Source organism: Polaromonas sp. P3_B4, from assembly GCF_056402835.1.
The window spans coordinates 952,655-966,202 of the sequence record NZ_JBFUGQ010000001.1 but is presented as its reverse complement, the minus strand read 5'-3'; the positions used below and the strand labels follow the sequence as shown (position 1 = coordinate 966,202).

Sequence of the window (13,548 nt, the reverse complement as noted above, 5' to 3'; positions counted from 1 at the left end):
TGACGTTGATGATTGTTTGGATTTTACGAACAGTGATGGTTAGCCTTGCCTGTTTATCCGAAAGGCGCAGCCTTTTAAAGTTCTTTCATCGTTAACCACGGGCCGACCATGGCCCTTTATGAAGGAGATTTTTATGACCCAGCGTGAAGTCGTTTTTCCACCCGGGCGCCAGGCCCTCTATGAACGCAACCGGTATTCGCCGGCGGTGAAGTCCAACGGCTTCCTGTTCGTTTCAGGGCAGGTGGGCAGCCGCGAAGACGGATCCCCCGAGCCCGACCTGGAGGCTCAGGTCCGGCTCGCCTTCGACAACCTGAACGCCATCCTCAAGGCCGCAGGCTGCACCTTCGACGACGTGGTCGACGTCACCGTCTTCATGGTGGATCCGGAATCGGTGTTCGAGACAGCCTGGAAAGTGGTGCCCGACTACTGGGGCAACGCACCGCACCCTACGCTGACGGGTGTCGGCGTGACCTGGCTCTATGGCTTTCAGTTTGAGATCAAGGTGATTGCAAAGCTTCCAGAGTCTCGCGGTGATTGAGTGACTTGACTACCGCCGCAGCGGATCCAGCAGCGGCTTCAACCCGTTGTGGTCGATCTCCTGCATCAACTGCAGCAGGCGGCCGATTTCGCCTTTGGGGAAACCTTCGCGGGCGAACCAGTTGAGGTAGTTGCCGGGCAGGTCGGCGATCAGGGTGCCCTTGTGTTTACCGAAAGGCATTTCGCGGGTCACCAGCAGCTGAAGGTCTTCGGGTTTCATGCCTAACCCTAACCTCCTGCCCGCTTGGGCGCGTAACCCTGTTTTTGCAGGGCCTGCATGACGGTGTCGCAGTGGTCGCCCTGCACTTCAATGATGCCGTCTTTGGCCGTGCCCCCCGAACCACAGGCGGCTTTGAGCTGTTTGCCCAATTGCGCCAGGGCCAGCGCGTCCAGCGGCAGGCCCTTGATGACGGTGACAGTTTTTCCGCCGCGGCCTTTGCTTTCACGCATGACGCGCACCACACCGTCGCCCTTGGGTGTTGCCTGCTGCTTGCACGTGCACGCGGACACCGGCTGGCGGCAGCCAGGGCACATGCGTCCCGCGTCGGTGGAATACACGAGGCCGCCGCTGGTGGGGAGTTTCTTCATGGAGTTTAAGGAGGGGATGCGTGGAAAGTGGCTCTGGCCGGGTAACACCGCAGTGTGGTCACCACGGCCGGGTCAGCACGGCCTAATACGAACGTTCACAAATGTTCTGGGCCATATTGCCGAAAAATGAAAAATGTACCTTATAAACACGGCTGGGATTTTCAGCCAGCGCCGCGCAGCCGCTCAGGGTCATACACCCATATCACAACAGGCAGCGCATCGGCCCGGCACATCAACGCAGTACCAGCACCAGGACAGCACCATGACCGGCACCTCTTTTTTGATCGGCTTCTTTATCTTTGTGGGCAGCGTGGCCCTGGGGGCGCTGGGCTATGAACGCTGGCTGTCGCATGTGGTGTCGGCCCGCAAGAAGGTGGCGCGCAACCACGCGCTGCGCCGCAAGCCGCTCACCAGTCGCGACGAGCTCGCGGTGTGGCGCTGGCTGGCAGACATTTTTCCGGACCACCATGTATTGATCAAGGTGCCCTTTACCGGCTTTATTGAACCCAACAGCCGCGGCGGCGACGCGCACTGGCAGGCGCTGCTGAGCACCGTGAGCTTTGCCTGCGCCGTGGCCGACCGCAAAGGCGCTGTGCTGGGTTGCGTCGATGTGCTGGGGCGCGGCGAGCAGGCAGACCGCAAGCATGCTTTCAAGCGCGAGCTGCTGGGCCGCGCCGGCATTCCCTACTGGATTGTGGACAGCCAGCGGCGGCCCGAGGCCACGCTGCTGCGTGAAAAGTTCACCGGTGCTGCCGCCGAGCAGGCGGCGATCAAAAAGACGCCACGCTCAGCCATGCCCCGCAAACCCGTCACCGCGCTGGAGCAGCGCCGCCTGTCACGCGTGTCCAACAACGCATCGGACCTGACCCGCACCGGCATGACGCCGCTGCATCTGAAGTCCACGCTCAAGCTGAAGGCACTGGCACGGGCCTTTGCCTGGCGCCTGGCCGGTGAGCCGCCTTCTTACAGGCCACGGAGTTCGCGCAGGCCCATGGGCTTTCCCACCACCAGCATCAGCAACTCGACCATCTGAGCGAGCCTGCACGCCGCCCGGCCCGCTCAGGCTTCGGCGCTCTTGAGCAAAAACTCCATCTCGGTTCCGGCCAGGTTCAGTATGTCGTGGTGGGCCAGCGGAATCGCTTTCATGCCGATCGGTTTGCCGTTGCAGGTCGGCGGCTTTTCGCCGTCCATGTGCGCCACGTAGTAGCCGTCGCGCCGGTGCGATATCGACACCACGGCCACACCGGGCTGCCCGAAGGTGGTAACGGCCTTGACCACCGGCACCTCCAGCCCCGCTGACGAACCCGACAACACCTTCAGGCTCGCGTGCATCGTGCCGCTGGTGCCGGGCAGGCCCATCGCGTCCAGCGCCATGGCGGTGGTTTGATGTTCGCGCGGAGCCTCTTCTTCATGCCGCGAGGTGGCCAGGTACTGGATGCGGAAGTTGCCGATATTGATGATGTCGTTGTCGTGCAGCAGCTCACGCGACTTGACCATGTGGCCGTTGAGGTAGGTGCCGTTGGTGCTGCCCAGGTCTTCAAGGTACACGTCCGCAAGGCCTTTCAGCAGGAACACGCAGTGCTCGCCGCTGACCACCAGGTTGTCGAAGATGATGTCGTTGTAGGGCCTGCGGCCCAGCGTGGTGCGGTCGTTCGTCAGGTACACGTGCTTGATTTCGACGCCTTCGACCGTTGCAATGAGTTGCGGCATGCAAGACCCTTCTTCAAGATAGTCGCCGGAGCCCCATGCGTAAGCGACAAACCATCGTAGCCCGAGCGCCCTAAAGGCACAAGCGGGGCACAACCCGCCAGCGCCGCAGCATGGCCGCTAATTGGTGGTAATTTTGCCGGTTTCGCATGCAGCGCGAATGATGCGCTGGGTCGGGTTGGGCGTCACGTCGCGGAACTCCATGGGGCGCACCACTTCGTTGGGGTAAGTCACTGTTTTGTACGGCTCACCCTTCCACAGGGGCTGCACGTAAAACGCCAGCGTGACGTACTTGGCGCTCTTGTCAGCGCAGTCAAACAACACGGTGGAAACATACGAACGGTAAGGCACGCCGTCCCAGCTGGTGCGTTGCAGCGCGCGGCTTACGCGTACCTGCATGGCCCGCATGTCGCCGTTGGCGGCAATGGGGGTCGGGTCTACCTCAATGGTGTTGACGGCCGGGTCAGCCGGGTCACCCATCACGGTAAACCATGTGGTGGGGGCGGCTGGCGCGCCCCACAGGGAAGCCCCGGACACCAGGGCCCCTAAAACGATGGCTAATTTCTTCATATGACTTTTTTCTTCCTTCCTCCACTGCACGGTCACTTCAAAGCACAGTCCATTGTCTGCAATGCCAGTTTAATCCTGACGCAACGAACGTTCTGTTGCAACTGTTTCCCGACCCGTAGCAGGCGCGCGTCGAAAGGCCCTGTAGGCACACACCCACACGGCTATGGGCCCGATGCCTTCGGCGCGGTCTGGGCCGGCGGGCTATCTTGAACTGCATGGAATTTTCCATGACGCAACTCTCTGAAAGGTACATCCCATGAACAAGGACCAGGTCAAAGGCAAGATCAAGGAAGTTGCCGGTGAAGTGCAGGAACACACCGGCAAGCTGGTCGGCAATGCCGGGCAGCAGGCCAAGGGCCATGCCCGTGAATTCCAGGGCAAGGCACAAAAGGCCGCCGGCGACGCACGTGAGAACGCAGAAGACATCCAGAAGGATCTGGACAAAGACCGCGACCCCCTGGGTCGCTAAGCAGCAATAAAACGCTGCAAACCCACCATCGGCCGGCTCTTTCCGGCCGTTTTTTTGCGCGCAAATCACCGCGTACACCAGCCATTGGCTGACGCGTTCAGGCGCGTTGGCTGATAGCCGGCGGCCTGCCGCGCCCGCATGATGAAACCTTTCACCACAGCACCACACGCCCCCACATGCCGCGCAAAGCCTCCCCCGCTTCCCTGCCTCATGACCTGTTGCACGGTCAGCTGAAGCTGCCTGCCGTGACGATCAACGGCTACAGCCTGGAACTGCACGACGGCGAGCGCTTTCTGGGCGACACCGTCAGCCGCGTTGCCTACAGCGAAATGCTGGACGTATGGCGCCGGCTTTTTCGCCGCATCAGCGGCGAAGACGTGCTGGGCACCAAGCCCACACCCGCCATCAGCAAAAAGCGGCTCGACCTGCTCCTTCAACGCGACGGCAAGGCCGCCGCCGTGATTTCCGCGGCATCGGAAGACTACGCCTGGCAACTGGTGCGTGTGGTGCGGCGTTTTCTGGCGCATCCCACATGGCACGGCGTGCAGCGCATTGTGGTGGGCGGCGGCTTTCAGCAAAGCCTGGTGGGCGAACTGGCCATCGACCGCGCGGCCGAATTGCTCTACCAGCAAAACGCCCGCGTGCATTTGATGACGCTGCGCCACCACCCCGACGAAGGCGGGCTGATCGGCTGGGTGCACCTGGCGCCGCCCGAACTGTTGTCGCAATACGGCGGTTTCCTGGCGGTAGACATTGGCGGCACCAACGTGCGCTGCGGCATTGTGCGGCCACGCCTGAGCAAGTCGCCCGACCTGTCGGATGTGCGCGTGGCGGGCCTGGAAAAGTGGGGCCACCGCGGCGACGACGACGTGACCCGCCGCGAACACCTGGTGCAGGGCATTGCCGCCATGCTCAAAAAACTCAAACGCCTGGCCGACAGAAAAGGCATCACCCTGGCGCCGTTTGTCGGCGTGGCCTGCCCCGGCATGATCTGCGACGACGGCTCCATCGCCACCGGCGCGCAGAACCTGCCCGGCAACTGGGAAAGCCCGCGCTTTAACCTGGCGCATGACCTCAGCGAACTGCTGCCGCGCCAGGACGGCCAGACCACCCAGGTGCGGCTGCACAACGATGCGGTGGTGCAAGGCCTGTCTGAGCTGCCCTTCATGCAGGGCGTGAAGCGCTGGGCCGTGCTGACGGTGGGCACCGGGTTGGGCAACGCCAGCTTTGTCAACACCGGCCCGCACGCGGTGCGCAAAACGAAACGCTGACGCCGCGCGCTGCGTTGCAACAATTCAAGAGAAAAAGGCCTGAAACCCAATCAGTAATAGCGCAAGCAGCTATCTATTTAATAGCAGTCTCACGCACCGCGCACAGTGCTAGCGCGGAGCGATGGGCGCACCCACCACCACGCCCGGCACGGCGGTGTTTTCCGCCGCAGCATCGGGCTGCACACGCCGCGGCTGCTCGGGTGGCAGCACCACGCCCGGCGTGCCGTCTGCGGCAGGCCCGTTCACGGTGATGTACTTGATCACCGGCGCCGGCTGCCACACGCGCGGCGGGCCGCCCTCGGTGGCCGGCCCTCCCGCAGCGCCTGACATGCTCTGTTGCCCCAAAGGCTGGGGCATGCCGCCGTCACCGGTCTGGCCTGGCTGGCTTTCCTGCGGCGGCTCGGCGCCATTGAGCAGCGCTTCAATGCGCTGCCGCTCCTGGTCCGTCACGCCTGCGCCTTCCGGCGCGGGGAAGCGCAGGGCTACGTCGATCACTTTTGCCTTGATCGCGCCCTGGAAAAACTCACCCACCATCGGCAGCGCGCTGCGGGCGCCCTGCCCATAGCTGTCAGCCATGGTCACGCGGTTGTCGTTAAAGCCCACCCATGCGCCGGCCACCAGCTGCGGGTGCATCATGATGAACCAGCCGTCGGTGTTGCCCTGTGTCGTGCCGGTCTTGCCGGCCACGTCGGCCTGGATGCCGTAGCGGCTGCGAATGGCAGCGCCCGTGCCCTGGTCGATCACGCCGCGCATCACGTCCAGCAGCGTCTGCGCCACCGTGGCCGGCATCACGGTTTCAGCCAGCTTGGGCTCAAACGCTTCCAGTACCTTGCCGTTGCGGTCTTCTACCCGGGTAACGATCACGGGCTCTATATAACGGCCGTCATTGGCCAGCGTGCCGTAGGCCGCCACCATTTCCCTCAGCGTGACAGGGCTGGTGCCCAGCGCAAGTGAGGGCACTTCTTCCAGCTTGCTCTGGCGCACGCCCATGGCCTTGGCCAGCCTGGCCACATTGGCCGGGCCCACCGCGTGCATGACCTGTGCGGTGATCGTGTTCTTGGAAAACATCAGGCCCTGGCGCAGCGTCATCATCTCGCCGCTGGGGCCGCCGCCGTCGGTCGGCCGCCAGAAAGCGCCGTTCCCCAGCGGGATTTCCACCTCACCGTCCAGGTACACGTCGGACGGCTTGGCGCCGTTTTCAAACGCCGCGCCATACACAAAGGGCTTGAAGGTCGAGCCCGGCTGGCGGCGCGCCTGCTGCACGTGGTCAAACTGGTCGCGCGCAAAGTCGCGGCTGCCCACCCAGGCCCTGACCTGGCCGTTGGTTGGGTCCAGCGCCATGAAGCCGGCCTGCAAGCGCGTTTTTTCGTCCTTCAGGTTTTGCATGAACTCCGCGTCCGCCAGCAGCGCCTTGGTGGCCTGGTCGTCGGCCTGCCCCTTGGTGCGCAGGGCCTTGTATTCGGCGGTGTCGCGTATGAAGGCCAGGGCCAGCTCGCGCGGCGCGCCGCTCTTGGCCTTCCAGCCCGAGTTAAAGCGCCAGTCACCTGCGACCGTCTTTTGCAAGCGGTCTACCTGCACCGCCAGCGCCTTGTTGGCCATGTCCTGCAGGCGTGAATCAATGGTGCTGCGCAGCACCAGGCCGTCGGCATAAATGTTGTAGTCGTTGCGGTCGGCCCATTCAATCAGCCAGCGGCGCAGCTGCTGCGCCAGGTGCGGCGCCGAGCCCAGCTCTTCGTCCTGGCGCTCGAAGTCGATGCGCAGCGGCTTCTTTTTCAGTGCCTCCAGCTGGGCTACGGGCAGCTTCTCGTGCTTGACCATCTGCGCCAGCACCGTGTTGCGGCGCTGCATGGCGCGCTCGGGGTTGTTCACCGGGTTGTAGTAGGCCGTGCCCTTGAGCATGCCCACCAGCGTGGCGCTTTGCAGCACGTCCAGCTCGTTGGCGGATTTGTCGAAGTAGGTGCGCGCCGCCATTTCAATGCCGTAGGCGTTGTACAAAAAGGGCACGGTGTTGAGGTAGCTCTCCAGGATTTCGTCCTTGGAATAAACCGCCTCTATCTTGAAAGCCGTGATGGCTTCTTTCAGCTTGCGCGTGATCGACAACGAACGGCCGATTTCTTCCGGGTAGAGGTTGCGCGCCAGCTGCTGCGTGATGGTCGAGCCGCCCTGCGTCTTGCCGGCGGCCGTGTGCAGCACGGCCGACACCGTGCGCTTGATGTCCAGGCCGTGGTGGTCGTAAAAGCGGTGGTCTTCCGTGGCGACCAGCGCGTCCACCACGCTGGGCGAAATGTCTTCGAGCTTCACCCAGTCGCGGTTGGCCCGCTTGAACACCGCCAGCACCTGGCCGTCAGACGACATCACCACCGAGGGCTTGGCGGTTTTGGCTTTCAGCAGGTCGTTGATGCTGGGCGTGAACGGAATCAGGATCAGCACATACAGCAACACCAGCGCCGGAATGGCCGCCAGGGTCAGCAGCACGCCGCGTTTGGTGGGGTGGCGCAAGCGGTCAGGAATGGTGGCCGCAAAGTCGCGAAGTTGGGTCAGGAGCTGTTTCATCATTGCCTGCAAGTCTAAATGGGAGGCGTAAACGGGCCTGTAGGACTGCGGCGCTGCGGAAAACGCACGCCATAGGGAAGCGCCGCTTCGTGGCGTGCAGGAGGCTATTTTTCAAGTACCTAATCAGCCTCCAGCCCAATAGGTACGAGCGCAAGCAGCTATTGTTTTGATAGTGCCCTGCAGGGCAGTTTTGGAGGCATTTTGGGCCTTTTTTTGCCCTGTTTTTGCCCCTTTTTTGCCTGTTTTCAGCCGTTTTGGGCTCTGCGGTCACTTTTGGGGCCAATTTCGACGCTCACAGCGTCATTTTCAAGCATCAAATCGGCCTCCAGCCCAATAGGGACAAGCGCAAGCAGCTATTTTATTGATAGCAAATTCAACCTGCCCGTCTTACTCACCCTCCCGGAACTGAACCGGCTCGGCGTCATCCAATCTTTCGCCCAGGCCGTCATCGTCCGTAAGAAACGCCTCGCCACGCCGACCAACCGTCATACCTCCAAGCCATACCAACCACCACAGCAAAAGGCCAACGCATGATGACCCGCAGAAACTCCCTGCTCCAACTGGGCGCCCTCTCCGCCGCCATGGCCGCCGGCCTGCGCGGGCTGCTGGCGTCGGCACCCGCCCACGCGGCCGCGCGCGCTTATGAAGTCACCCGCACCGAAGCCGAATGGCAAAAGCTGCTGCGGCCCGACCAGTACCGCGTGCTGCGCAAGGCCGGCACTGAAACGCCCTTCACCAGCCCGCTCAATAAAGAAAAGCGCGCCGGCGTTTTCAGCTGCGCCGGTTGCGACCTGCCCCTTTTCGCGTCAACCACCAAATTCGACAGCGGCACCGGCTGGCCCAGCTTCTGGCAAGCCATGAGCAACGCCGTGGTCGAAGAAACCGACACCACCCTCTTCATGAAACGCACCGAGGTGCTGTGCCGCCGCTGCGGCGGGCACCTGGGCCATGTGTTTGACGACGGCCCCAAACCCACCGGCCTGCGCTATTGCATGAACGGCGTGGCCCTTAACTTCAAGGCAGCCTAAAAATGAACAAATACCTTTTCACCCTGGGCGCTGTGGCATTGGCCGCGTGGGCATTCATTGGCGGGGGCATGGGCACCAGCGCCCGCGCTGCGGAAGAAAAAGCCGTGAAGCTGCCCGCGCCTGCGGTGGACGCCACAGCCACCGCACAGGCGGGCACCGCCACCGCCGTGTTTGCCGGCGGCTGCTTCTGGGGCGTGCAGGCCGTGTTTCAGCACACCGACGGTGTGCTCAACGCCGTCTCGGGCTATTCAGGCGGCGACAAAGCCACTGCCACCTATGAGCAGATCGGCTCGGGTCGCACCGGCCACGCCGAGGCCGTGCAAATCACCTACGACCCGAAAAAAATCAGCTACGGCAAGCTGCTGCAGATTTACTTCTCTGTGGCGCACGACCCCACCACACTCAACCGCCAGGGCCCCGACAGCGGCACGCAATACCGCTCTGCCGTGTTCTACAAAGACGCCGAGCAAAAGAAGGTGACCGAAAGCTACATCGCCCAGCTCGACGCCGCCAAGGCCTTCCCGAACAGGATCGTGACGCAGCTCGCGCCGCTCGCCGCCTTCTACCCCGCAGAAGCCTACCACCAGGACTACGCCACCCTGCACCCCAACCAGCCTTACATCGCAAGGTTTGACTTGCCCAAGATCGCCAACCTGAAGACCGTGATGCCCGAGGTCTACCGCGAGAAGCCCGTGCTGGTATCGCAGGCCGGCAAGTAGGCGTAGCAAAGGGCCGCACGCCGCCGTAGCGGGCGCGTCTTCTCGCCGTTTTTCGGCCATTTCCCGCCGGCAATGGCCGCATAGCGGTTATTGGCCGACGATGCGACCTGCATTCACCCCTTGCTGATGTCGGCAATGGCCTACAAACGTATGGTTCTGAGCGCGTTAATGTGGTCTTTTACCTTAGCTGGAAAGGAGCGGACCACCATGACGAGTACCCACCAGCAGCCAGGCGTACAGCCCGACCGCATCAACCTGAACGACAAACCCGGCACCGAACAGTGGATGAAGAAGCTGGACGTAACCAACGACCAGCTCCGTGAAGCCATCGCCGCCGTGGGCGACAAAGCCGCCAACGTAGAGCTGCACCTCAAGGGCGCCCGCAGCACCACCAACGCAGACCGCGTGCATGAGTTGAGTACAGACAAGTGAGCTTGATGGCGGCGCGCATTGCCGCCAAAATGCCAGAGAGACACCACCCTTCACCGCCGTTCACCGTGTTCAGCGCATGCAGCAAGATGCGCAGGAGGTTTTGCCATGGCATTGCAGACACCCGCTTCATCCCACGCTCCTCAACAATCAGACGCAACCCAGATCAACCGGCGCACCGCGTTGGTGGCCCTGCCCAGTTTGGCGGCTCTGGCCGGTTTCAGTTTGCCGGCCGCCACCCATGCGCAAACACCCGGCACCGTGCGCCTGCAATCGTGGCCGCTCAACGCCCGCACCTTCACCGGCATTCACGACATCGCACCCGCACCCGACGGCGGCGTGTGGTTCTCGGCCCAGCGCAGCGGCCACCTCGGCTGGTTTGACCCACGCACCGGCAAGTCAGACCTGGTGGCTTTGGGCAGCGGCTCATCACCCCACGGCGTCATTGCCGGGCCCGACGGCGCAGCCTGGCTGACCGACGGCGGGCAAAACGCGATTGCCCGCGTGGCCTGGCCTACGCGCGAAGTCAAAGTCTTCCCCCTGCCCGCCGGCACACCGTACGCCAACCTCAACACTTGCGCTTTCGATGGCGACGGCAACCTCTGGTTCACCGGCCAAAGCGGCTACGTCGGCAAGGTAGAGGTGCGCGCCGGCACCGTCACCGTGAAAGAGTCCCCCCGCGGACGCGGCCCCTACGGCATCTGCGCCACACCCAAAGGCGATGTGTGGTGGTGCTCCCTGGCCGGCTCCTTCATCGCGCAGCTGGACCGCAAGACAGGCGAGTCACGCATCGTCGAGCCACCCACCCCACGCCAGGGCGCCCGCCGCGTCTGGTCAGACAGCAGGGGCCGCATCTGGGTATCGGAATGGAACAGCGGCAACCTCTCAATGCACGACCCCGCGCTGGGCACAGGCCCCAGCAGCTGGCGCGCCTGGAAGGCACCCGGCACCGAGCCGCATATCTACGCTGTGTACGTTGACCACAAAGACATCGTCTGGGCCTCAGAGTGGAGCAGCAACGCCCTCTTGCGCTTTGACCCGGCGACGGAGAAGTTTGAGGTGATCACCATGCCGCGTTCTGCGGCAAGTGTGCGGCAGATACTGGGCCGGCCCGGGGAGGTTTGGTTGCCTGAGAGTGGGACGGAGTTTGTGACGGTGGTTAAGACGGGGTGAAAGGCCGAGCAACCAAAAAAATCCCCCTAGGCTACATCAGAAAAATCTGGCGCTAGGAAATTCTCAATATGCCCTACGAATTCTGAAAGATGAGGCATTTTCCCTGCACAAGTTAGATATAGATCCTCGTAATCAAGTGCCCCAATTGTCCGTTGCACATGATTGCGAGTTTTTTTATACGCCTTACCTGCGCTGGAATATATAGAGTGCAGCAATTGCGCGGGGGCTAAGACCGACTCAGCGCAGTCTGTCAAAGGATCAAACCCAAATTTAGCTTTGAATGTCTTAATGTCCAGCGATGAATCAATTTTGGCGTAATGAGTGGCCTCCTGAAGAAACCAAGCCTCGATCTCAGTAACCGCCAAAAGCATATGTGTAGGGACATCCGCGGTCGGAACGCCATAGCTCAATCGAGCTTTAACACGACCCAATTCCGCTAGCGACTTGGGATAAAGATCCCGAAGCCCCAGAATCATCGAGTATCCAGCACGGACAAGATTGGGTCGATGCTCGAGAAGGACTGATTTCACCACTTCGTCACCACGGCAGTCGTAGATTAAGACTTTGTGTCTCTCTCCGTGCACCTCTTTCAGTTGCTGCAACCTCAAAATTGAACCTGAACTATGGCATTCAAAACCAATATTTCCTTGACCCGCGATTTGGTCAATAAACTCCTTAAGAAATAACTGCTCTGTCTGACCTTCAACAAATACAGCCATTTTCTTTGTAGTCACTTCAATCCATCCTCAAAAAATTCAGTGGCAAAAAAATCAAAATTATTGAGGCCAAGATCGCTGAAATCTTCAAAGACTTTTGGTGAATTCTTCTTGTTAGTAAGGTGCACTGTAGAGCCGACGCGTTTTATGACACCCCAGTAATCCAGAGGAACGCCATTCATTACGAATCGGTCATTTGAGGTCATCACCAGTTGAAGTGCATTTGCTTTTGAATGTTTTATTAAAAGTGATATGAAAGACTGGGCTCTTGAAAAATCCAATCCTTCTCCTATGTCGTCAACGAGAACAGTCCTCGGAGTTTTGCTGAAGATGCAGTAGTTCAAATGAATAACCAAGGCCAGCGCTCTAAACATGCCTTGAGACATGTTTATTTGATTTGTCTTCGCTGTCAGCCCGCGCTCTTGGACAGTCAGCCACATTGGCGCGATGCCTTGAAATTGAATTGTGGCTGTATCCACAGGCTCTACGTCAACGGCAGTGCAGTCATAACCCAATAGTCTGAGATCACGCAGAATGGCTCGATCGAACTCCGCACCAAACTCTTCGAAAGCCGTAGCGTAAAGCTTCAATAGATCATTCGCTTCTGAATGCACCACTGTGCGCCCCTCGCTGAGTTGCAAGTCCGTTATTAAAAGTAGGCGATCTTTGCCGAGAGAGGTGCCAAACTGGTAGTGCCTAAGCAAAGAGGCCCAAGTGTGCAAATCTTCCAGGAAAGGATGCTGAATGCTGTCGCGTCGGGATCGTGCAGCTATCTGATTAGGCGGAGTTTCGAAATCAATAATCTGCTGAATTTTTTCTGCCCATATCTTTCCGATGCCGTCTTTACCGCGATCCAACAGCAGCGTATCGTTGAGCACCAGCTTTTCTTGAGTGACCTTGCCTGCTTCTGTCTCAAGAAAGTATTGATATTTTTTTGTTCCGGCTGAAAAAGTACCTACATATTTCCCACTTTGAAATACGTTCGCTAAACGGCCACTTAGCATGTTTGCTAGCCCAGCGATAACATTTAGTAGACGAGATTTTCCTGATGCGTTCTTGCCCACTATCAGATTAATCTGGTCGAATGTGATTTCCTCCAACCGCCACTCTTTCGGATCATTGAGAAACTCAGTAAAAGACAGAGACTCAAGCCGTATTGGCACCGGAAGTGCAACCGGTCGAACCTCGTCTTTCAGTTTCACTTTTTTGCTAGCCATAATTTTCTCCAAACGCTCACTCAGATTTGCATAACTCGAGAGGTTCGAATTATGGCCAATCACCTCTTTTAACACTAAAGCTCGCAATTCGGCACATCGGTCTCGGCTGGCCAGCCGGCCTCATCCGCGGAAATAAACTCGCCGGATCTTAGTAGTACCCAGTCCCCCTCGGAAGTCTCAACCCGGAGGACTAATGACATCCCGGGTACTCAACACCGAAGCAAAGCAAACCACCACCACTATCCCGCCCAACGCCACCACCGCACTGCTCCCAATGCGATCAATCAAACTGGCAGCCAGCACCACACCAATCGACTGCCCCAGAAACAGGAAAGAAGCAAACATCGAGACGGCCGTGCCGCGCGCATGGGGCGCCATCTGCGTCGCGTTGGCCTGCATGACGTTGTGGAACATAAAAAAGCCGAACCCGCCCACTAGGCTGGCGGGTATGGCCGGGGCCCAGCGCGGGGTGTAGGCCAACACCAGCGCGCTGACACCCAACAAGGCGCCGCCGATGATGACCATGCCGAAGTGGCGAACAGCGGGCGGCAATGGTCATCGCCTTCTTAGC

Annotated in this window: 16 protein-coding genes; 8 read left to right on the top strand and 8 right to left on the bottom strand. The window is 60.3% G+C overall.

The window, feature by feature from the left end; all coding sequences use genetic code 11:
• Nucleotides 1-133: 133 nt before the first annotated feature.
• Nucleotides 134-538 (top strand): RidA family protein, encoded by a 405-nt coding sequence (locus AC1DVV_RS04760; protein ID WP_477649267.1) that lies wholly within the window; start codon nucleotides 134-136, stop codon nucleotides 536-538.
• Between the two features lie 9 nt (nucleotides 539-547).
• Here AC1DVV_RS04760 and AC1DVV_RS04755 read toward each other — a convergent pair whose 3' ends face one another.
• Together AC1DVV_RS04755 and AC1DVV_RS04750 are read right to left on the bottom strand one after the other, a co-directional pair.
• Nucleotides 548-757, bottom strand: a complete 210-nt coding sequence (locus tag AC1DVV_RS04755) for a DUF3820 family protein (protein ID WP_431096799.1) — start codon at nucleotides 755-757, stop codon at nucleotides 548-550.
• Nucleotides 758-765: 8 nt separating this feature from the next.
• Nucleotides 766-1,125, bottom strand: coding sequence for a translation initiation factor Sui1 (locus AC1DVV_RS04750; protein WP_477667169.1), 360 nt, complete (start codon nucleotides 1,123-1,125; stop codon nucleotides 766-768).
• Between the two features lie 262 nt (nucleotides 1,126-1,387).
• Between AC1DVV_RS04750 and AC1DVV_RS04745 the strand changes: the two genes are divergently transcribed.
• The gene (locus AC1DVV_RS04745; RefSeq protein ID WP_477667168.1) at nucleotides 1,388-2,158 is read left to right on the top strand and encodes a DUF2726 domain-containing protein; all 771 of its coding nucleotides are present in this window, start codon (nucleotides 1,388-1,390) and stop codon (nucleotides 2,156-2,158) included.
• A gap of 26 nt (nucleotides 2,159-2,184) precedes the next feature.
• On the opposite strand, the gene AC1DVV_RS04740 is transcribed toward AC1DVV_RS04745, so the two are convergent.
• Nucleotides 2,185-2,835, bottom strand: coding sequence for an FHA domain-containing protein (locus tag AC1DVV_RS04740; RefSeq protein ID WP_457278741.1), 651 nt, complete (start codon nucleotides 2,833-2,835; stop codon nucleotides 2,185-2,187).
• 117 nt (nucleotides 2,836-2,952) lie between these two features.
• Nucleotides 2,953-3,402: a surface-adhesin E family protein gene (locus AC1DVV_RS04735; RefSeq protein WP_457278742.1), complete on the bottom strand. Its 450-nt coding sequence runs from the start codon at nucleotides 3,400-3,402 to the stop codon at nucleotides 2,953-2,955.
• Nucleotides 3,403-3,658: 256 nt separating this feature from the next.
• Between AC1DVV_RS04735 and AC1DVV_RS04730 the strand changes: the two genes are divergently transcribed.
• On the top strand, nucleotides 3,659-3,871 hold the full coding sequence (locus AC1DVV_RS04730; RefSeq protein ID WP_477702764.1) for a CsbD family protein: 213 nt from the start codon (nucleotides 3,659-3,661) through the stop codon (nucleotides 3,869-3,871).
• A gap of 176 nt (nucleotides 3,872-4,047) precedes the next feature.
• A complete protein-coding gene (locus tag AC1DVV_RS04725) occupies nucleotides 4,048-5,142 on the top strand; it encodes an ROK family protein (protein ID WP_477702763.1) in 1,095 nt (364 codons plus the stop codon).
• A gap of 108 nt (nucleotides 5,143-5,250) precedes the next feature.
• Here the strand turns inward: AC1DVV_RS04725 and AC1DVV_RS04720 are convergent, their stop codons facing one another.
• The gene (locus AC1DVV_RS04720) at nucleotides 5,251-7,695 is read right to left on the bottom strand and encodes a penicillin-binding protein 1A (protein ID WP_477707120.1); all 2,445 of its coding nucleotides are present in this window, start codon (nucleotides 7,693-7,695) and stop codon (nucleotides 5,251-5,253) included.
• Between the two features lie 530 nt (nucleotides 7,696-8,225).
• Here AC1DVV_RS04720 and msrB point away from each other — a divergent pair.
• The 4 genes from msrB (at nucleotide 8,226) to AC1DVV_RS04700 (ending at nucleotide 11,044) form a co-directional block, all read left to right on the top strand.
• Nucleotides 8,226-8,723: a peptide-methionine (R)-S-oxide reductase MsrB gene (msrB, locus tag AC1DVV_RS04715; RefSeq protein WP_477688988.1), complete on the top strand. Its 498-nt coding sequence runs from the start codon at nucleotides 8,226-8,228 to the stop codon at nucleotides 8,721-8,723.
• Between the two features lie 2 nt (nucleotides 8,724-8,725).
• Complete coding sequence (msrA, locus tag AC1DVV_RS04710; RefSeq protein ID WP_477688987.1) at nucleotides 8,726-9,442, top strand: peptide-methionine (S)-S-oxide reductase MsrA; 717 nt, start codon at nucleotides 8,726-8,728, stop codon at nucleotides 9,440-9,442.
• Between the two features lie 207 nt (nucleotides 9,443-9,649).
• Entirely contained in the window at nucleotides 9,650-9,874 is a 225-nt protein-coding gene (locus AC1DVV_RS04705; RefSeq protein ID WP_477702761.1) for a DUF3606 domain-containing protein, read from the top strand.
• A 105-nt stretch (nucleotides 9,875-9,979) separates the two neighbouring features.
• A complete protein-coding gene (locus tag AC1DVV_RS04700; RefSeq protein ID WP_477702760.1) occupies nucleotides 9,980-11,044 on the top strand; it encodes a Vgb family protein in 1,065 nt (354 codons plus the stop codon).
• A gap of 26 nt (nucleotides 11,045-11,070) precedes the next feature.
• Here the strand turns inward: AC1DVV_RS04700 and AC1DVV_RS04695 are convergent, their stop codons facing one another.
• The 3 genes from AC1DVV_RS04695 to AC1DVV_RS04685 all read right to left on the bottom strand — a co-directional run bounded on the left by AC1DVV_RS04695 (nucleotide 11,071) and on the right by AC1DVV_RS04685 (nucleotide 13,529).
• On the bottom strand, nucleotides 11,071-11,778 hold the full coding sequence (locus AC1DVV_RS04695) for a hypothetical protein (protein ID WP_477702759.1): 708 nt from the start codon (nucleotides 11,776-11,778) through the stop codon (nucleotides 11,071-11,073).
• Nucleotides 11,775-12,977, bottom strand: coding sequence for an AAA family ATPase (locus AC1DVV_RS04690; protein ID WP_477707119.1), 1,203 nt, complete (start codon nucleotides 12,975-12,977; stop codon nucleotides 11,775-11,777). Before AC1DVV_RS04690 ends, AC1DVV_RS04695 begins: the two co-directional genes overlap by 4 nt.
• A 177-nt stretch (nucleotides 12,978-13,154) precedes the next feature.
• Complete coding sequence (locus AC1DVV_RS04685; RefSeq protein ID WP_477701903.1) at nucleotides 13,155-13,529, bottom strand: MFS transporter; 375 nt, start codon at nucleotides 13,527-13,529, stop codon at nucleotides 13,155-13,157.
• Nucleotides 13,530-13,548: the final 19 nt, after the last annotated feature.

Coding starts and splice junctions, on each gene's coding strand:
- AC1DVV_RS04760 (WP_477649267.1), top strand. CDS start 134: ATGACCCAGCGTGAAGTCGTTTTTCCACCCGGGCGCCAGGCCCTCTAT.
- AC1DVV_RS04755 (WP_431096799.1), bottom strand. CDS start 757: ATGAAACCCGAAGACCTTCAGCTGCTGGTGACCCGCGAAATGCCTTTC.
- AC1DVV_RS04750 (WP_477667169.1), bottom strand. CDS start 1,125: ATGAAGAAACTCCCCACCAGCGGCGGCCTCGTGTATTCCACCGACGCG.
- AC1DVV_RS04745 (WP_477667168.1), top strand. CDS start 1,388: ATGACCGGCACCTCTTTTTTGATCGGCTTCTTTATCTTTGTGGGCAGC.
- AC1DVV_RS04740 (WP_457278741.1), bottom strand. CDS start 2,835: ATGCCGCAACTCATTGCAACGGTCGAAGGCGTCGAAATCAAGCACGTG.
- AC1DVV_RS04735 (WP_457278742.1), bottom strand. CDS start 3,402: ATGAAGAAATTAGCCATCGTTTTAGGGGCCCTGGTGTCCGGGGCTTCC.
- AC1DVV_RS04730 (WP_477702764.1), top strand. CDS start 3,659: ATGAACAAGGACCAGGTCAAAGGCAAGATCAAGGAAGTTGCCGGTGAA.
- AC1DVV_RS04725 (WP_477702763.1), top strand. CDS start 4,048: ATGCCGCGCAAAGCCTCCCCCGCTTCCCTGCCTCATGACCTGTTGCAC.
- AC1DVV_RS04720 (WP_477707120.1), bottom strand. CDS start 7,695: ATGAAACAGCTCCTGACCCAACTTCGCGACTTTGCGGCCACCATTCCT.
- msrB (WP_477688988.1), top strand. CDS start 8,226: ATGATGACCCGCAGAAACTCCCTGCTCCAACTGGGCGCCCTCTCCGCC.
- msrA (WP_477688987.1), top strand. CDS start 8,726: ATGAACAAATACCTTTTCACCCTGGGCGCTGTGGCATTGGCCGCGTGG.
- AC1DVV_RS04705 (WP_477702761.1), top strand. CDS start 9,650: ATGACGAGTACCCACCAGCAGCCAGGCGTACAGCCCGACCGCATCAAC.
- AC1DVV_RS04700 (WP_477702760.1), top strand. CDS start 9,980: ATGGCATTGCAGACACCCGCTTCATCCCACGCTCCTCAACAATCAGAC.
- AC1DVV_RS04690 (WP_477707119.1), bottom strand. CDS start 12,977: ATGGCTAGCAAAAAAGTGAAACTGAAAGACGAGGTTCGACCGGTTGCA.